Raw genomic sequence first — 15,205 nt, 5'->3', positions numbered from 1 at the left:
TATGCAGAACTGGAAAGTGACCCCGGCCGAGGTGTTTGCCGCCTCCCCGCTGGTACCCGTGATGGTTATCAACGAGCTGGATCAAGCCCTGCCGATGGCCAAGGCGCTGCTCGACGGCGGCATCTCTGTCTTCGAAATCACCCTGCGCACCCCGGTGGCGCTCGATGCCATCGCCCTCATTGCCAAGGCGATGCCGGATGCCATGGTCGGTGCTGGTACCGTGCTCAACTGCGAGCAGTTTGACGCAGCCGTTGCCGCCGGTGCCCGCTTCGTCATCTCCCCGGGGATGACGCCGGCCCTGCTGGCTCACGCGGCCAAGAGCACCGCGCCGCTGATCCCGGGTGTGGCAACTCCGTCTGAAGTGATGCAGGCGCTGGAAGCGGGCTATGACCACCTGAAGTTCTTCCCGGCCGAAGCGAACGGCGGCACCAAGGCGCTCTCCGCCATTGCCGCGCCGCTGCCCCAGGTGAAGTTCTGCCCGACCGGCGGTATCGGCCCGAAAAACGTGGCCGACTATCTGGCGCTCAAGTGCGTTGCCACCGTCGGCGGCTCCTGGATGCTGCCGGCCGAGGCCGTCAAGAACGGTAACTGGGAAGAGGTGACCCGCCTCTCCCGCGAAGCGGTTGAGTTGGTAAAACGCTAAGCATCAGTTGTGTGCAGAAAACCAAACAGGCCACCCTCGGGTGGCCTGTTTCTTTTGGCCATTCTGACAGCGGCAAAGCCATTTACAGGGTGCCGTCTGCTCCCTTATGGTCGTGGTCGGTTTCTTATCCGGCTGGTCGGCATGTCCTTTCTCCATCGCTCCTGCCCGCAAGGGCACTTCACTCCGCGGCACTGCCATCCGCAGGCCCAGTATTGCTACATGCACGAAGGTGGCGGTGTTATCACCGGCGGTGCTGCCAGCGAGCTGCTGGTTGCCGGCCAGCTCTGCTTTATTCCGGCGGGCTGGGAGCACGAGTTTCGCGTGCTGCGCCACTCTCGCCTGTCGCTTATCTATACCGATTCGTCCGCATCAGCCCCTTTTGGTCTGCGGCAGGTAACGCCGCTGCTGGCCGGGCTCTTTGACCGCCTGAGCGATCTGGAGGAGGGGGCCGAGCAGGAGGCCTATCTGACAGTGATTGGCCACGAGTTGGTGCGAGCTGTTTCGCAAGCAGCCCAGCCTGCGCTGGCGGCCAACCTCGACCCGCGCCTGCTGCGGGTGCTGGAGCGTTTCTGTCAGGCACCCTCCATCAACACCATGCTTGCCGAGCTGGCCATGGATTGCGGCGCTTCGCTGCGCACCCTCAACCGGCTTTTCCTCCAGCAGCTGGGTTGTACCTTCCGCCAGTGGCGAGAGCAGGTGGTGATGGGGCGGGCCCGTCAGTTGCAGTATCAGGGGTTCACATCGGTGCAGATTGCCGACCTGCTTGGTTACGAAGATCCCGCCGCCTTCTCCCGCGCGCTCCAGCGCTTCGCCCGGCGTGGCTCAGCGTCGTGAACCTATGTCGGCATCCTGCTTGCTGCCGCTCAGCAGGCAGGTCACCTCGTCGGTCTGGCAGATCTTGCCGTCGCGAAAGGTGAAGAGGCCGCTCACCTTGCAGACCAGTGGGGCGCCATCGTAGCGGGTAGCTCGCACCACATGGGTCGAGTGCACCCTGTCCCCTTGCGCGATTGTGGCGACAAACTCGATGGTGGCTTCGGCCAGATGAGCTCTCAGCGCCGCAATGTGCTGGCAAAAGGCGGGGTAGTCGAGATGCTCGCCATTCACCTGCTGGCAGTAGTCCGGGGTGAACCACTGGTCGAGCTCGGCCAGGGTAAAACGAGGATCGCAGACAACGCGCTGCAGGCAGGCTCGCAATCGTTCGGTGTTGTTCATTTTCTGCTCCTGAAATGTGGCTGTAATGCCGGGCCAGCATAGAGCAGAGGATTGTGATAAGAGGTTGCAGAATGCGCCATCATAGCGGTTAAACACGCCATGATGGCTGGGGGTCAGCCCAGACTCTCCCCGACATAGAGGGAGAAGCCGATATCCTTGCGGGTGTCGGGTTGGGATTGGCCGTTGAGACGAGCCAGCAGCATGGTGGCCGCCTCCCGACCGATCGCTTCCCGCGGGGTGGCGATACTGGCCAGTTTGGGGGTCATGGCGTGGCCGATGTCGAGAGCGTTGCAACCGGCGATGGCGATCTGCTGGGGCACCGGGATCCACTTGGCCTGACACTGCAGCAGAGCACCCACCGCCAGGTCATCGTTGGTGCAGAACAGGCCGTCGAGGTCGGGATAGCGCACCAGCGCCTGATCCAGCAGCTCGCCCCCCAGAGTGAAGCTGGAGGATTGTTCGGTCAGCAGATGCTGGCCGGTGAGGCCGAAGTCGGTCATCGCCTGATAGTAACCCTCCATCCGCAGCTGGGTGCGCACGTCGAGCCGCGCCCCCAGATAGACCACCTTGCGTCGGCCCCGGCGCAGCATCTCTGTTACCATGGCCCGGGCCGCGGCTCTATGGTCCATGCCGACCACCATATCGATGGGGGTTTGCGGCAGATCCATGGTCTCCACCACCGGAATGCCGGCGGTGGCGATCATCTTGCGAGTGCGCTCTGTGTGCTGGCTGTCGGAGAGGATGAGGCCATCCACATGGTAGGAGAGTAGGGACGCGACCTGCTCCTCCTCCCGCTCCGGACTGTAGCCGTAGTGGGCCAGCAGGGTCTGGTAGCCGGCCGGTCGGGTCACCGACTCGATGCCGTGGATCACCGCCGAGAATACTTGGTTGGAAAGTGAGGGGATCAGGATGCCGATCGCCTTGCTGGTCGCGTTGGAGAGAATATCCGGCGCCCGATTGGGGATATAACCCAGCTCTTCCACTACAGCTGCGATCCGCTCGCGGGTCCCCTCCGCCACGGTCTGCGGGTCGCGCAGATAGCGGCTGACAGTCATCTTGGTCACGCCGGTCTGGTCGGCGATATCTTGCAGGGTGGGGCGGCGCTTGCGGGTGGGGCTCATAGGGGTGTCCAGCGTGGATGTTACATGTAACATTACCGTTTTTGGCGGATAAAGTCAGCATATGAAGCCGTTTTGGCAGGAGTTTTCCGATGATCAGAGGCAAGCAGTTTGTGGATGTCCGGTTCGAGCAACAGGATGTGGAGGGGGAGCAGTTCTCGGAGTGCCGCTTTATCGGCTGCAACTTCTCCTGGCTGGATTTGAGCGATAGCCGCTTCATCGACTGCAGCTTCTACGATCGGGAGAGCGAACGGGGCTGCCTGTTGCAGGGTTGCGATCTGCGCGAGGCCAGCTTTCTACGCTGCGATCTCACCATGGCCGATTGCAGCCGCAGCCAGTGTCTGGGGTTGGAGATGCGCGACTGTCAGGCGGTCGGTATTAACTTCAGCCATGCCAGCTTCGCCAACCAGATCACCGCCAAAAGCTACTTCTGCGAGGCCCATCTGACCGGCAACAACTTCAGCTATGCCAGCTTCGAGGGCTGCCTGCTGGAGAAGTGCGAGCTGACCGGCAACCGTTGGCAGGGGGCCAACCTGTTTGGTGCCTCGCTGGCGGGTTCCGATCTCAGCGGCTCCGAGTTTGGCCAGATTGACTGGACCAGCTTCAAGCTGCAGGGCTGCGATCTGCGCCAGTGCGATCTGCCAGGGCTGGATCTGCGCCGGGTCGATCTGCAGGGAGTACAGATCAACGAGGATCAGCAGCAGACATTGCTGGAGCAGATAGGTCTGGTTGTCTTCCCCTGAGTCGAGCAAAAAAATAGGTAATTTTTCATCAAATGGGAGTGACAGCGGGTTGCTGTACTCCTGAAACGACAAAAGCCTGCGTGATGCAGGCTTTTGCTAGTGAGCGTGTGATGCGTTTGTCGGCCGGGTTGACTCAACCCTTGGCCAGCCATTTGGTCGGGTTGATGGCCTCGCCCTGATAGCGAATTTCGAAGTAGAGGCCCGGTCTGTCCTGGCCACCACTGTCACCGACCAGTGCCACTGGTTCACCCTGTTCCACATTCTGGCCAACCTGACGCAGCAGCGACTGATTGTGACCGTAGAGGCTCATGTAGCCCTTACCGTGATCGATTACCAGCAGCATACCGAAGCCGTCGAGCCAGTCGGCGTAAACCACTTGTCCCGGTGCGACCGCCTTTACCTGGGTTCCTTCGCTGGCGCCGATCAGGGTTCCTTTCCACTTGAGCTGGGCGGTGCGCGGCGAGCCGTAGGCGATGAGGATCGGCCCCTGTACCGGCCAGCGCAGGCTGCCATTGGTCTTGAGCCCGCTGTAGTAACCTGCGGTCCCAATCCCAGAGCCTCGCTCCGGTTTGGTACTGGACATCTCTTCGACCGGTTCTGCCGGTTTGACGGTTTTGTTCTGCTGGGCGGCAAGTCGTTGTTGCTCGGCGCGGCGCTGCTCGGCCAGCTTGCGCTGACGTTCCTGTTCCGCTTTCAGCTTGGCCAGCCGTTCCCGTTCGGCCCGTTCGCGGCGCTCCTGCTCTTCCCGCTGGCGGCGCAGCTCCTCCAGCCGCGCTTTCAGCGCCTTCTCCGCCTTGACCAGCTTGGAGAGCTTCTGCTCGTCATCCTGTACCGACTGCTGCAACTGGTTGCGCACCTTGGCCCGGCTCTGCTGGCTGGCCAGCAGGGCCTGGTGATGCTCCTGCTGTTCGGCAAGCAGGGTCTGCAGTCTGGTTTCGGTCTCTTTGGTGGCCTGCTGGTTTTTCGCCAGCTTGTCACGGGTGGCGCGCAGGGCGTCGATGGCCTCGATGCGGGCCTTGTTGAGGTAGTCGTAGTAGTCGAGTGAGCGGCTCAGTTTGGCCGGATCCTGCTGATTGAGCAGCAGTTTGAGGTAGTCGTGGTTGCCCGCCTGAAAGGCGCTCTCCGCCTGTTTGGCCAGCAACTGCTTCTGATGTTTGGCTTGAACTTCCAGCGCTAGCTTGTCTTTTTGCAGGGTCGCCAGCGTCTGCTGGTTCTGCTTCAACTGCTGCTTGGTCTGGTTGAGTTTGGCGGCGGCGGCCGAGATGGCCTGCTCGTCAGCCTTGAGCTGGGTATTGAGCTTGGCAAGCTCCTGCTTGCTGAGCTTGATGGTCTTCTGTTGCTCTTTGATCTGGGACTGCATGGTCCCCAGCTGCTGATTGGCGGCCAAAGCCGGTGTGCTGGCGCCAAATGACAGGCAAAAAAACAGCGCGCCGGCCAACAGGCCGACGCGACTGGTTTTGTTTGAAATAACTTCGCATCCCCGCATGGGGAAGGATTATTTCAGAATCATCAGGGGCTTGCCAGTCATTTCCGGCGGCACCGGAAGACCCATCAGGGTCAGCATGGTGGGGGCCAGATCGGACAGTTTGCCACCTTCAACTACCTCGGCTTTGCGACCGAAATAGATGAGAGGAACCGGCAGATTGGTGTGGGCGGTGTGGGCCTGACCAGTCTCTTCGTCCAGCATCTTCTCGGCGTTGCCGTGGTCGGCAGTGATCAGGCACTCGCCACCCACTTCGGCCAGCGCGTCGGTGACACGACCGATGCAGTGGTCAACGGCTTCACAAGCTTTGACGGCGGCATCGAACACACCGGTGTGGCCAACCATGTCGCCATTCGGGTAGTTACAGATGATGACGTCGTACTTGCCGCTCTTGATGGCCGCAACCAGCTTGTCAGTCAGCTCTTCGGAGCTCATCTCCGGCTGCAGGTCATAGGTCGCCACTTTCGGGCTGGCCACGATCTCGCGATCTTCGCCGGTGAAGCAGGACTCTTCGCCACCGTTGAAGAAGAAGGTGACGTGAGCATACTTCTCGGTTTCGGAGATGCGCAGCTGGGTCTTGCCCTGCTTGGCCAGCCACTCACCCAGGGTGTTGACCAGAGCGGTCGGCGGGTAGGCACAGGCAGTTTTGATGTCGGCCGCGTATTCGGTCAGCATCACGAAGTTCAGCTTCGGCTCGACTGCACGGGCGAAGCCGGTGAAGTCGGTGTCAACGAAGGCGCGGGTGATTTCACGGGCACGGTCGGCACGGAAGTTCATGAAAATCAGTGCATCACCATCTTCCATCGGTGCAGCTTCGCCGATGCGGGTGGCTTTGACGAACTCGTCGTTCTCGTCGCGGGCATAGGCGGCAGCCAGTGCTTCGGTGGCGCTCTCGGCGGTGAACTCGCCCTTGCCCTGGGTCATCAGGTCATAGGCTTGCTGCACGCGATCCCAGCGGTTGTCCCGATCCATGGCGAAGTAACGACCGATCATGGAGGCGAAACGACCCTTGCCCAGCTTGGCGAACAGGGCGTCGAACAGCTCGATGGAGGACTGGGCGGAGCGCGGCGGAACGTCGCGGCCATCCAGGAAGGCATGCAGGTAGATCTTCTCGGCGCCACGCTTGGCAGCCATTTCGATCATGCCCATGATGTGCTCTTCGTGGCTGTGTACGCCACCCGGGGACATCAGGCCCATGATGTGCACGGCCTTGCCGTTGGTGACGGCAGCGTCAACAGCCTTGGCCAGCTCGACGTTCTGGAAGAAGTCGCCGTCCTGGATGTCTTTGGAGATGCGGGTCAGCTCCTGATAGACGATGCGACCGGCACCGATGTTGACGTGGCCCACTTCGGAGTTGCCCATCTGGCCATCCGGCAGACCGACGTCCAGACCGGAGCCGGAGATCAGGGTGCTGGTGTAGTCACGGGCCAGACGATCGAGGTTGGGAGTCTTGGCGGCAGCGACGGCATTGTGCTCTTGCTTGGTGCTGTAGCCCCAACCGTCCATGATGACCAGAACCAAAGGTTTCTTAGCTGTTGACATAAGACTATGTCCTCTCGGATTGGAAAAAATGCGGGAAATGAAACTAGCGTAATATTACTACATCTGCCGAAATAGTCACCTGATAGCCAAGGGGCGCTCCCGTGGCCCCGCAAGCCACGCCCTTCCTGCCATGCTCGCTGCCCAATGATGATGGGAGCCTGCTCGCGCTTTGCCGCCAAGATGGCTGATCTTATCAATACCCCCATGTATACTCGGGCCCTTGTCTTGGTCCCTGGATAGTAGAAGATGCAAGAGTATTTGGATTTTGCGGCCCGTAACCCGCTGCTGACCGCAGCCTGGTTGGGTCTGGCTGGCGCCCTGGTTTACACCACTGTGCGTGCCCGTTTGTCCCCGGTAAAAACCGTCAACAACCACACCGCGACCCTGCTGATCAACCGCGAGAATGCCACCGTGGTGGATATTCGCAGTCAGGAAGAGTATGCCAAGGGCCATCTGGCCGGTGCCCAGCACCTGCCGCTGACCCAGATCCAGAGCAATAATCTGGGCCCGGTTGAAAAGCATAAAGATGCCCCCATCATAGTGGTGTGCGAGTCGGGAATGACTGCGGGCGGCGCGGGCCGTCAGCTGAGCAAAGCTGGCTTCAAGCAGGTTTACGTGCTCGGCGGTGGCATGGCCCAATGGCGTGCAGAGAATCTGCCGGTAACCAAGAAACGCTGATTTAAGCAGGGCCTGAGCCCACTTATCCATATAACAAGGAATCAAACGAAATGGCTGACGAGATCAACAACCAGGAAGTACAACCGGAATTCCACATCCAGCGTGTTTACACCAAGGATGTCTCTTTCGAAGCGCCGAACACCCCGCACATCTTCCAGAAAGAGTGGCAGCCGGACGTCAAGCTGGATATGGATACAAAGACCAACATCCTGGCTGAGAACGTGTATGAGGTTGTCCTGACTCTGACCGTGACTTGCAAACTGGAAACCGAAACCGCCTTCCTGTGCGAAGTACAGCAAGCCGGTATCTTCACCATCGGTAACCTGCCGGAGCCGCAACTGGCTCACTGCCTGGCTGCCTTCTGCCCGAACATCCTGTTCCCGTATGCCCGCGAAGCCGTGGCCAACATGGTGAGCAAGGGTTCCTTCCCGCAGCTGAACCTGGCACCGGTCAACTTCGATGCCCTGTTTGCCCAGCACATGGCGCAAGCACAGGCCCAGCAGGCGACTGCGGAAGCCTGATAATGGCTGACCAGATCGCTATCTCGGTCTTGGGGGCGGGGTCTTATGGCTCCGCCCTTGCCATTTCTCTGGCGCGCAATGGTCATCCGACCCTGCTGTGGGGTCACGACCCCGCTCATGTCGCCGAGTTGGAACAAGACCGCTGCAACAAGGCATTTTTGCCTGATGTCCCTTTTCCCGCCGATTTGCAGCTGACTGCGGATCTGCAACGTGCGGTACAAGCGGCTCCCGTGCTGCTGCTGGTCGTGCCGAGCCATGTATTTGGCGATGTGCTGATCCGGATCAAACCCTTCCTGCGCCCCGATACCCGTATCGCCTGGGCCACCAAGGGTCTGGAGCCGGACAGTGGCCGTCTGCTGCAGGACGTGGCCCGTGAAGTGCTGGGTGACGAGATACCGCTGGCGGTGATCTCTGGTCCCACCTTCGCCAAGGAGCTGGCTGCCGGTCTGCCGACCGCCATCTCGGTCGCCTCGACTCACGATGAGTTCGCCGACGATCTCTCCCATCTGCTGCACTGTGGCCGCTCGTTCCGGGTCTATACCAATCCGGACTTCGTCGGTCTGCAGCTGGGCGGGGCGGTGAAGAACGTCATCGCCATCGGTGCCGGTCTTTCCGATGGGCTAGGGTTTGGCGCCAATGCCAGAACCGCGCTCATCACCCGGGGTCTGGTGGAGATGCAGCGTCTGGGCGCGGCGCTGGGTGCCGATGCCAAAACCTTTATGGGGATGGCGGGGCTCGGGGATCTGGTGCTCACCTGTACCGACAACCAGTCGCGCAACCGTCGCTTCGGGCTGGCCCTCGGGGCAGGCAAGGATGTGAACACCGCCATGACCGAGATCGGTCAGGTGGTGGAGGGGTATCGCAACACCAAAGAGGTGCATCTGCTGGCGGCCCGCTGCGGCGTCGAGATGCCCATCTGCGAGCAGATCTTCAAGGTGCTCTACGAGGGTAAGAACCCGAAAGAGGCGGCCATCGCCCTGCTGTCGCGAGACAAGAAGGACGAGTAATCTGCCGATTGTCCATGCAAAAGGCCCCGCCAGATGGCGGGGCCTTTTCTTTGCTGCAAGGGCTGCAAATCAGTAGTAGGAGTGGTCGCCGCGCTGGTGCTCGGTGGCGTCTTTCACACCGTTGAGCTCACCCGGGAACTTCTCTAGCAGCTGCTTCTCGATCCCCTCTTTCAGGGTGTAATCGACCATGGAGCAACCGTTGCAACCACCGCCAAACTGCAGGATGGCCAGTTTGTCTTCAGTCAGCTCGACCAGGGTGACTTTGCCACCGTGACCGGCCAGCATGGGGTTCACTTCGGACATCAACACGTACTCGATGCGCTCGATCAGCGGCGCGTCATCGGCCACTTTACGCATCTTGGCGTTCGGTGCTTTCAGGGTGAGCTGGGAGCCCATCTGATCGGTCACGAAGTCGATGGTGGCATCCACCAGGAAGGGGGCGCTCAGGGGATCGACCATGCAGTCGAAGCCGCTGAAGGGCAGGTGTTGATCTTCCGGGTCCACGGCATCGGGCGGGCAATACGATACGCCACACTCGGCATTCTGGGTTCCCGGATTGACCACAAACACCCGGATATTGGTGCCATCAGGCTGTTTTTCCAGCAGTTTACGGAAATGGGCCTGGGCGGCGTCGGAAATGCTGATCATCACTATCCTCATAAACCTGAGTGTACGACTAGGGTATTCATGATAACGCGGTTATTAATGCTTGGGTAGCATGCCGATGGCTACTTGCTGTGCCGAAGGGTACGACAGATTGCCCACACTTCTACCTTTGTGATGCCGCTCTCATGGAGCAAACGGCTGAGCTGACCGGCGGTGGCGCCTGTGGTCACAACGTCATCGAGCAGGGCAACATGGCGATAGTGGTGGGGGCGGATCCGGAATGCCCCGCGCAGATTGCGCCGTCGCAGCCCGGCGCTGAGAGTTGTTTGCTGTGGGGTTGCCTTGATGCGCTGCAACAGGGTGTTGTCGCAGGGAATGCCGGTGAGCTCGCCAAGGGTGTGCGCGATCTCCTCCGCCTGATTGAAACCGCGCCGCCACTGTCGCCACCAGTGCAGGGGAACAGGAATGATCGCCTCCGGCGGCTCGCGGCCATCCAGATGATCGGCCAAGAGGCGTGCCAGTAGCGGCGCCAGCAGGATCTGGCCGGAATATTTGAGCCGGGGGATCAGCATGGGGTAGGGGGTTTGGTAGTCGCCGATCACCTGCAGCCGCTCCCAGGGGGGAGGTCTGCGCTGGCAGCGGCCGCAGACCGGTATGCTCTCTTTTATATAGTCAGCCAGCGGTGCGGCGCAGAGGCGGCATCTTGGCTCTGATTGGTGCAACGCCTGCCGACACCAGCTGCAGAGCAGGGGCTCGTTGTCACAAGGCTGATGACAGAGCAGGCAGCTCCCTTGCCAGTCGGCGTGGCTGCCGAGCAGTGGGCTTGCTTTAGCGAGCAGTCGCTTTAACATGCTGACCCCAAGAGCATGAACAGGGATCTTTAGTCTAGATGAGCATATCGGTAGAGCAGTTTGGCCAGGGGCCCGATCTGGTGCTGTTGCACGGTTGGGGGATGAATGGTGCGGTCTGGCATGGCATTGCCCAACAGTTGGCGTCCCACTATCGGGTTCATCTAGTGGATTTGCCCGGTTTTGGCAACAGCCCGCTGGCAGACGAGGTGGATTACAGCCTGCCCTGGCTTGCCGAGCAGGTGGCTGCCATCATGCCGCAGAAGTGCCATCTGCTTGGTTGGTCGCTCGGGGGGCTGGTGGCAAGCCAGTTGGCGCTGATGCATCCCGATCGGCTGCACTCCCTGATCACCGTGGCCAGCTCCCCCTGTTTCATGGCCCGCGACGAGTGGCCGGGGATCGCCCCCAAGGTACTGACCGGCTTCAACCAGATGCTGGCGGGGGATTTTCGCCAGACCATAGAGCGCTTTCTGGCGATCCAGGCGATGGGCAGCGAACATGCCCGGGACGATATCCGTCAGTTGCGCCACTGGCTGGCCGAGCGGCCGGCGCCCGAGTTTGCCGCACTCGAGGCTGGACTGACACTGTTGGCCGAGATTGACCTGCGCGAACCGCTGCAGGAGCTCGATCTGCCCTGGTTGCGGATCTATGGGCGACTGGATTCATTGGTACCCAAGGCGGCCATTCCCCTGCTGGATGATCTCTATCCTGCCAGCCGCAGCGTGACCCTCAATAAGGCCTCACACGCACCTTTTATCTCCCACCCTGACGAATTCATTGAAATCGTTCGAGATTTTGTTGGATAAAAAATAGCCAACAAGCTTCATTAATCCTCTGGTCTGGCGGATAATTAAGCTGTGACCAGAGGAGTAACATCATGCGTATTGATTCTGCTTTCAACAGCGGGGTACAGGGATTTCAGCGAGCCGAGCAGATTGCCGACAAGGCATCCAATCAGATCGCCCGTCTCAACACCCCCAGCGGGGATCAGGTGCAAGTGACCGATGAGCTCGTCAATCTCAAGGTGGCCGAGCTGCAGGCTGGCGCTTCCGCCAAGGTAGTGCAGACCGCCAGCGATATGATGGGAACCCTGATCGACATCCGGGTGTGAGATGAACATCAATGTCAGTCTGCCCCCCCTTATTCCGACACAGCTGCAACCTCAGGTGGAAGCGGCGAGGACGGATAATCGCCGGGCAGAACTGATCCCTCAGGCCCGAGCGGGCCAAGCTTCCGTTGCCGAATCTGAAGTCGGCTCCCAGAAAGAGAAATCCAAAGCCGGTCAGGCCTCCAGCAATCAGAGCTCCCAGAACAGCCGTGAAACCGGGCAATTAGCGCCGACGACACTGCCAGACAATCGTTTTGTTGAGGCAACCGGTGAGGATGGGCAGCGCAAGCAGCAAGATCCCAAACAGCAGGAGCAGCAACAGCGGCAAGAGCAGCAGGTTCAGGATCTTGTCGAGCGTGACAAGGAGGTGCGTACTCACGAGCAGGCTCACCAGTCTGCGGGTGGAGAGTACGCCAGCTCGCCCACCTATCAGTTTACGCAAGGGCCGGATGGCAAGCGTTATGCAACGGGTGGCGAAGTCCAGATCGATACCAGTGTCGTACCCGGTGACCCTGCGGCTACCATCGCCAAGATGCAGCAGATCCGCACTGCGGCGCTGGCGCCTGCCGAGCCTTCCGCGCAGGATCTGGCCGTCGCGCGCAGCGCCGCCGCCAGTGAAGCCAAGGCACGCAAAGAGCTGATGGCCGAGCAGAGCGCGAAATCGGGCGGTGTTCTGAGCGCCTATATGGACAAGCGCAACAGCGTCATCGCGGGCCGCTATCAACAGGCTGTCAGCCCGGCCTCGACCCAGTCCCTCAGTCTGCATATCTGAATCACCCTCGCCAAACTTTCAGCTCCTTTCCCTGTTTTGCAACTAACCTGAAGATCAGGCCCATTCCAATTTCACAGGAGCTGTCATGCATTTCGATGAAGTCAAAGCGGAAGATTTCACCACCTTCTCCCGTGTACCGCCCCCCCACCTGCAGATGGAGCAGTTTCTGATGCAGCTCGGAGGAGGGGGAACTGAAGGAACCAGTTTCAAGAAGAAAGTGATGCTGGCGGCAGGCTGGAGCCACACCGGCGTCGTCTCTTATGGCAAGTATCCGCAAGAGGCCTGCAAGGCATTCAACCGACTGCGGGAGGTGCTGGCCCAGCATGGAGAGCCCGAAAGTATTCTTGCTGCCCTGACGCAGTGATCCTGAGCTTCGCGTGTAAAAAAGCCCCTTGCGGGGCTTTTGGCATTCAGAGGCGTTCCGGAAGGTGTCGTTACTTTTTCGCTTTGGAGAGCGCTGCCGCGAAGGCGTTGCCCATGGCACCACCCATAGGGGGGCTTTGGCGCGGCTCATTTCTTGGTTTGGTGTTGCCAGCACTGCTGTTGCGCGCTTCAGCCGGCTTGCGGGCGGGTTGCCCTGCCTTTGCGTCGAGGCGCATGGTCAGACTGATCCGCTTGCGCGGGGCGTCCACTTCCAGCACCTTGACCCGCACAATGTCGCCCGCCTTGACCACCTCACGGGGATCCTTGACGAAACGGTCGGTCAGGGAGGAAATGTGCACCAGACCGTCCTGATGAACACCGATATCGACGAAGGCGCCGAAGTTGGTGACGTTGGTGACCACCCCTTCCAGTACCATCTCTGGCACCAGGTCGCTGATCTGCTCCACCCCTTCCTTGAAGGTCGCGGTTATGAACTCGGGGCGCGGGTCGCGGCCCGGCTTGTCCAGCTCGCCGATGATGTCGGTGACGGTGGGCACACCGAATTGCTCATCGGTGTAATCGGCCGGTTTCAGGCTGCGCAGCAGGCTGCTGTTGCCGAGCAGGCTCTCCACTGTCTGCTCCAGCTTGGCGAGGATCCGCTCCACCACCGGATAGGACTCGGGGTGCACCGCCGAGCTGTCGAGGGGATTGCTGCCGCCGCGAATGCGCAGGAAGCCGGCGCACTGTTCGAAGGCTTTGGGGCCGAGTCGGCTCACTTTCAGCAACTGCTGACGGCTCTTGAAAGCGCCGTGCTCATCCCGATAGGCGACGATGTTCTGGGCCAGCGTCTGGGAGAGGCCGGAAACCCGGTTGAGCAGGGCGACCGAGGCGGTGTTCACATCGACCCCGACCGCGTTCACGCAATCCTCAACCACGGCATCCAGCCGACGGGCCAGCTGGCTCTGGCCGACGTCGTGCTGATACTGGCCGACCCCGATACTCTTGGGATCGATCTTGACCAGTTCGGCCAACGGGTCTTGCAGGCGGCGGGCGATGGAGACGGCGCCACGGATCGAGACGTCGAGATCCGGGAACTCCTGAGAGGCGAGTTCGGAGGCGGAGTAGACCGAGGCTCCTGCTTCGCTCACCACTATCTTCTGCGCCTTGGCGGCGGGGTAGCGCTCGAACAGGTCGCTCACCAGCCGGTCGGTCTCCCGCGAGGCGGTACCGTTGCCGATGCTGATGAGCTCGACCTTGTGTTTCTGGCACAGCTCGCTCAGGGTCTTGAGGCTCTGATCAATCTGGCGTTTCGGTTCGAACGGATAGATGGTGGCGTGATCGACCAGCTTGCCGGTGGCATCCACCACGGCAACCTTGACCCCGGTGCGGATGCCCGGATCCAGCCCCATGGTGCAGCGCATGCCCGCCGGGGCCGCCATCAGCAGATCCTTGAGGTTCATGGCGAACACCTTGATTGCCTCCTCCTCTGCCGATTCGCGGATGCGGCCGATCAGTTCGGTTTCCATCTGCAGGGAGAGCTTGATCTTCCAGGTCCAGCTCACTACCCCCTGCAGCCATTTGTCGGCCGGGCGGTTCTGCAGATTGAGCTTGAGGTGGTGGGCAATGATCCCTTCGCAGGGGCTGGCACTCTCGTCTTCACCGGTGACCAGCGCCAGATTGAGGAGCCCCTCATTGCGGCCGCGCAACATGGCCAGCACCCGGTGGGAGGGGGCCTTGTGCAGTGGTTCGTCGTGTTCGAAGTAATCCTTGAACTTTGCCCCTTCCTGCTCCTTGCCTGCCACCACGCGGGCGCGCAGGGTGGCATTCTGCCACAGGTAGTCCCGCAGCTTCTCCAGCAGGTCGGCCTGCTCGGCGAAGCGCTCCATCAGGATATAGCGGGCGCCGTCGAGGGCCGCTTTGCTGTCGGCAATGCCCTGTTCGGGATTGAGGAAGGTGGCTGCAGCTTGCTCGGGATCCTGCATCGGGTCGCTGAGCAGCAGGTTGGCAAGCGGCTCCAACCCGGCTTCGATCGCCATCTGCCCCTTGGTGCGGCGCTTGGGCTTGTAGGGGAGGTAGAGATCTTCCAGCCGGGTCTTGCTGTCGGCGCCATTCAATTCGCGCATCAGCTCGGGGGTCAGTTTGCCCTGCTCTTCGATGGAGCGAATGATCACCTGACGGCGATCTTCCAGTTCACGCAGATAGCCGAGGCGGCTCTCCAGGGTACGTAGTTGGCTGTCGTCCAGACCGCCGGTCACCTCTTTACGGTAACGGGCGATAAAGGGCACGGTCGAGCCTTCATCCAGCAGGCGCACTGCGGCCTGCACCTGCTCGGGGCGAGCATGGAGCTCACCGGCAATCTGTCTCTCTATGGTTTGCATCATGATGTTGTTGAGGGCCTCTGTGGTCGAGTCCGCGCCATCAGGCGCCAAGTGTGAGCACTATATGGGGTCGTGTTGCGGGATGCCACCCTGCGCCGGGGTCTGCACCCGTCAGACTGATAAAGTCGCAGGGGAGGGCGCCTATCTTGCCGTTGCACCTGTGACTCAGGATGTGGCTGTGGC

General features: G+C 60.8%; 17 protein-coding genes. 10 read left to right on the top strand and 7 right to left on the bottom strand.

The features are described from left to right. The first annotated feature begins 1 nt into the window (after nucleotide 1). The gene (locus I6L35_RS05125; protein ID WP_216979704.1) at nucleotides 2-643 is read left to right on the top strand and encodes a bifunctional 4-hydroxy-2-oxoglutarate aldolase/2-dehydro-3-deoxy-phosphogluconate aldolase; all 642 of its coding nucleotides are present in this window, start codon (nucleotides 2-4) and stop codon (nucleotides 641-643) included. A 141-nt stretch (nucleotides 644-784) separates the two neighbouring features. Further along, nucleotides 785-1,477, top strand: coding sequence for an AraC family transcriptional regulator (locus I6L35_RS05120; RefSeq protein WP_158110198.1), 693 nt, complete (start codon nucleotides 785-787; stop codon nucleotides 1,475-1,477). On the opposite strand, the gene I6L35_RS05115 is transcribed toward I6L35_RS05120, so the two are convergent. Both I6L35_RS05115 and I6L35_RS05110 read right to left on the bottom strand, forming a co-directional pair. Continuing rightward, nucleotides 1,466-1,855 carry a nuclear transport factor 2 family protein gene (locus tag I6L35_RS05115; protein WP_158110199.1) on the bottom strand — a complete coding sequence of 130 codons (390 nt, stop codon included), beginning with the start codon at nucleotides 1,853-1,855 and terminating at the stop codon, nucleotides 1,466-1,468. The genes I6L35_RS05120 and I6L35_RS05115 overlap by 12 nt on opposite strands. Nucleotides 1,856-1,968: 113 nt before the next feature. Next, nucleotides 1,969-2,976: a substrate-binding domain-containing protein gene (locus I6L35_RS05110; RefSeq protein ID WP_076493932.1), complete on the bottom strand. Its 1,008-nt coding sequence runs from the start codon at nucleotides 2,974-2,976 to the stop codon at nucleotides 1,969-1,971. An 89-nt stretch (nucleotides 2,977-3,065) separates the two neighbouring features. Here I6L35_RS05110 and I6L35_RS05105 point away from each other — a divergent pair, with 89 nt between their 5' ends. Then, nucleotides 3,066-3,716, top strand: coding sequence for a Qnr family pentapeptide repeat protein (locus I6L35_RS05105; protein WP_005340643.1), 651 nt, complete (start codon nucleotides 3,066-3,068; stop codon nucleotides 3,714-3,716). A 133-nt stretch (nucleotides 3,717-3,849) separates the two neighbouring features. Here the strand turns inward: I6L35_RS05105 and envC are convergent, their stop codons facing one another. Together envC and gpmM are read right to left on the bottom strand one after the other, a co-directional pair. Next, nucleotides 3,850-5,202, bottom strand: coding sequence for a murein hydrolase activator EnvC (gene envC, locus I6L35_RS05100; protein ID WP_216979703.1), 1,353 nt, complete (start codon nucleotides 5,200-5,202; stop codon nucleotides 3,850-3,852). Nucleotides 5,203-5,211: 9 nt separating this feature from the next. Then, a complete protein-coding gene (gene gpmM, locus I6L35_RS05095; protein WP_108541472.1) occupies nucleotides 5,212-6,741 on the bottom strand; it encodes a 2,3-bisphosphoglycerate-independent phosphoglycerate mutase in 1,530 nt (509 codons plus the stop codon). Between the two features lie 246 nt (nucleotides 6,742-6,987). On the opposite strand from gpmM, the gene I6L35_RS05090 reads away from it, so the two are divergent. From I6L35_RS05090 to gpsA, 3 genes are read left to right on the top strand one after another with little or no spacing between them, the layout of a single operon-like run. Then, nucleotides 6,988-7,419 carry a rhodanese-like domain-containing protein gene (locus tag I6L35_RS05090; RefSeq protein ID WP_216979702.1) on the top strand — a complete coding sequence of 144 codons (432 nt, stop codon included), beginning with the start codon at nucleotides 6,988-6,990 and terminating at the stop codon, nucleotides 7,417-7,419. 50 nt (nucleotides 7,420-7,469) lie between these two features. After that, nucleotides 7,470-7,940, top strand: a complete 471-nt coding sequence (secB, locus tag I6L35_RS05085) for a protein-export chaperone SecB (RefSeq protein WP_005340639.1) — start codon at nucleotides 7,470-7,472, stop codon at nucleotides 7,938-7,940. Between the two features lie 2 nt (nucleotides 7,941-7,942). Beyond that, nucleotides 7,943-8,947 (top strand): NAD(P)H-dependent glycerol-3-phosphate dehydrogenase, encoded by a 1,005-nt coding sequence (gpsA, locus tag I6L35_RS05080; protein WP_216976306.1) that lies wholly within the window; start codon nucleotides 7,943-7,945, stop codon nucleotides 8,945-8,947. Nucleotides 8,948-9,016: 69 nt separating this feature from the next. On the opposite strand, the gene nfuA is transcribed toward gpsA, so the two are convergent. Then, on the bottom strand, nucleotides 9,017-9,595 hold the full coding sequence (gene nfuA, locus I6L35_RS05075) for a Fe-S biogenesis protein NfuA (RefSeq protein WP_005340636.1): 579 nt from the start codon (nucleotides 9,593-9,595) through the stop codon (nucleotides 9,017-9,019). A gap of 80 nt (nucleotides 9,596-9,675) precedes the next feature. Then, nucleotides 9,676-10,404 carry a ComF family protein gene (locus I6L35_RS05070; RefSeq protein ID WP_042054221.1) on the bottom strand — a complete coding sequence of 243 codons (729 nt, stop codon included), beginning with the start codon at nucleotides 10,402-10,404 and terminating at the stop codon, nucleotides 9,676-9,678. A 38-nt stretch (nucleotides 10,405-10,442) separates the two neighbouring features. Here I6L35_RS05070 and bioH point away from each other — a divergent pair, with 38 nt between their 5' ends. The 4 genes from bioH to I6L35_RS05050 all read left to right on the top strand — a co-directional run bounded on the left by bioH (nucleotide 10,443) and on the right by I6L35_RS05050 (nucleotide 12,645). Then, nucleotides 10,443-11,207 carry a pimeloyl-ACP methyl ester esterase BioH gene (gene bioH, locus I6L35_RS05065; RefSeq protein ID WP_042054220.1) on the top strand — a complete coding sequence of 255 codons (765 nt, stop codon included), beginning with the start codon at nucleotides 10,443-10,445 and terminating at the stop codon, nucleotides 11,205-11,207. A 71-nt stretch (nucleotides 11,208-11,278) separates the two neighbouring features. Beyond that, nucleotides 11,279-11,512: a flagellar hook protein FlgE gene (locus I6L35_RS05060; RefSeq protein WP_042054219.1), complete on the top strand. Its 234-nt coding sequence runs from the start codon at nucleotides 11,279-11,281 to the stop codon at nucleotides 11,510-11,512. 1 nt (nucleotide 11,513) lies between these two features. Continuing rightward, nucleotides 11,514-12,281 (top strand): putative metalloprotease CJM1_0395 family protein, encoded by a 768-nt coding sequence (locus I6L35_RS05055; RefSeq protein ID WP_216979701.1) that lies wholly within the window; start codon nucleotides 11,514-11,516, stop codon nucleotides 12,279-12,281. 85 nt (nucleotides 12,282-12,366) lie between these two features. Then, nucleotides 12,367-12,645, top strand: coding sequence for a hypothetical protein (locus I6L35_RS05050; RefSeq protein WP_005355353.1), 279 nt, complete (start codon nucleotides 12,367-12,369; stop codon nucleotides 12,643-12,645). A 70-nt stretch (nucleotides 12,646-12,715) separates the two neighbouring features. Here I6L35_RS05050 and I6L35_RS05045 read toward each other — a convergent pair whose 3' ends face one another. Then, on the bottom strand, nucleotides 12,716-15,025 hold the full coding sequence (locus I6L35_RS05045) for a Tex family protein (protein WP_216979700.1): 2,310 nt from the start codon (nucleotides 15,023-15,025) through the stop codon (nucleotides 12,716-12,718). Nucleotides 15,026-15,205 lie beyond the last annotated feature (180 nt).

It is taken from the genome of Aeromonas sp. FDAARGOS 1405 (genome assembly GCF_019048265.1).
GTDB lineage: Bacteria > Pseudomonadota > Gammaproteobacteria > Enterobacterales > Aeromonadaceae > Aeromonas > Aeromonas veronii_A.
This window is presented reverse-complemented; position numbering and strand designations above follow the sequence as displayed.

Bases quoted from the DNA above. Each gene is read 5' to 3' on its own strand.
- I6L35_RS05125 (WP_216979704.1), top strand. From the start codon at position 2: ATGCAGAACTGGAAAGTGACCCCGGCCGAGGTGTTTGCCGCCTCCCCG.
- I6L35_RS05120 (WP_158110198.1), top strand. From the start codon at position 785: ATGTCCTTTCTCCATCGCTCCTGCCCGCAAGGGCACTTCACTCCGCGG.
- I6L35_RS05115 (WP_158110199.1), bottom strand. From the start codon at position 1,855: ATGAACAACACCGAACGATTGCGAGCCTGCCTGCAGCGCGTTGTCTGC.
- I6L35_RS05110 (WP_076493932.1), bottom strand. From the start codon at position 2,976: ATGAGCCCCACCCGCAAGCGCCGCCCCACCCTGCAAGATATCGCCGAC.
- I6L35_RS05105 (WP_005340643.1), top strand. From the start codon at position 3,066: ATGATCAGAGGCAAGCAGTTTGTGGATGTCCGGTTCGAGCAACAGGAT.
- envC (WP_216979703.1), bottom strand. From the start codon at position 5,202: ATGCGGGGATGCGAAGTTATTTCAAACAAAACCAGTCGCGTCGGCCTG.
- gpmM (WP_108541472.1), bottom strand. From the start codon at position 6,741: ATGTCAACAGCTAAGAAACCTTTGGTTCTGGTCATCATGGACGGTTGG.
- I6L35_RS05090 (WP_216979702.1), top strand. From the start codon at position 6,988: ATGCAAGAGTATTTGGATTTTGCGGCCCGTAACCCGCTGCTGACCGCA.
- secB (WP_005340639.1), top strand. From the start codon at position 7,470: ATGGCTGACGAGATCAACAACCAGGAAGTACAACCGGAATTCCACATC.
- gpsA (WP_216976306.1), top strand. From the start codon at position 7,943: ATGGCTGACCAGATCGCTATCTCGGTCTTGGGGGCGGGGTCTTATGGC.
- nfuA (WP_005340636.1), bottom strand. From the start codon at position 9,595: ATGATCAGCATTTCCGACGCCGCCCAGGCCCATTTCCGTAAACTGCTG.
- I6L35_RS05070 (WP_042054221.1), bottom strand. From the start codon at position 10,404: ATGTTAAAGCGACTGCTCGCTAAAGCAAGCCCACTGCTCGGCAGCCAC.
- bioH (WP_042054220.1), top strand. From the start codon at position 10,443: ATGAGCATATCGGTAGAGCAGTTTGGCCAGGGGCCCGATCTGGTGCTG.
- I6L35_RS05060 (WP_042054219.1), top strand. From the start codon at position 11,279: ATGCGTATTGATTCTGCTTTCAACAGCGGGGTACAGGGATTTCAGCGA.
- I6L35_RS05055 (WP_216979701.1), top strand. From the start codon at position 11,514: ATGAACATCAATGTCAGTCTGCCCCCCCTTATTCCGACACAGCTGCAA.
- I6L35_RS05050 (WP_005355353.1), top strand. From the start codon at position 12,367: ATGCATTTCGATGAAGTCAAAGCGGAAGATTTCACCACCTTCTCCCGT.
- I6L35_RS05045 (WP_216979700.1), bottom strand. From the start codon at position 15,025: ATGATGCAAACCATAGAGAGACAGATTGCCGGTGAGCTCCATGCTCGC.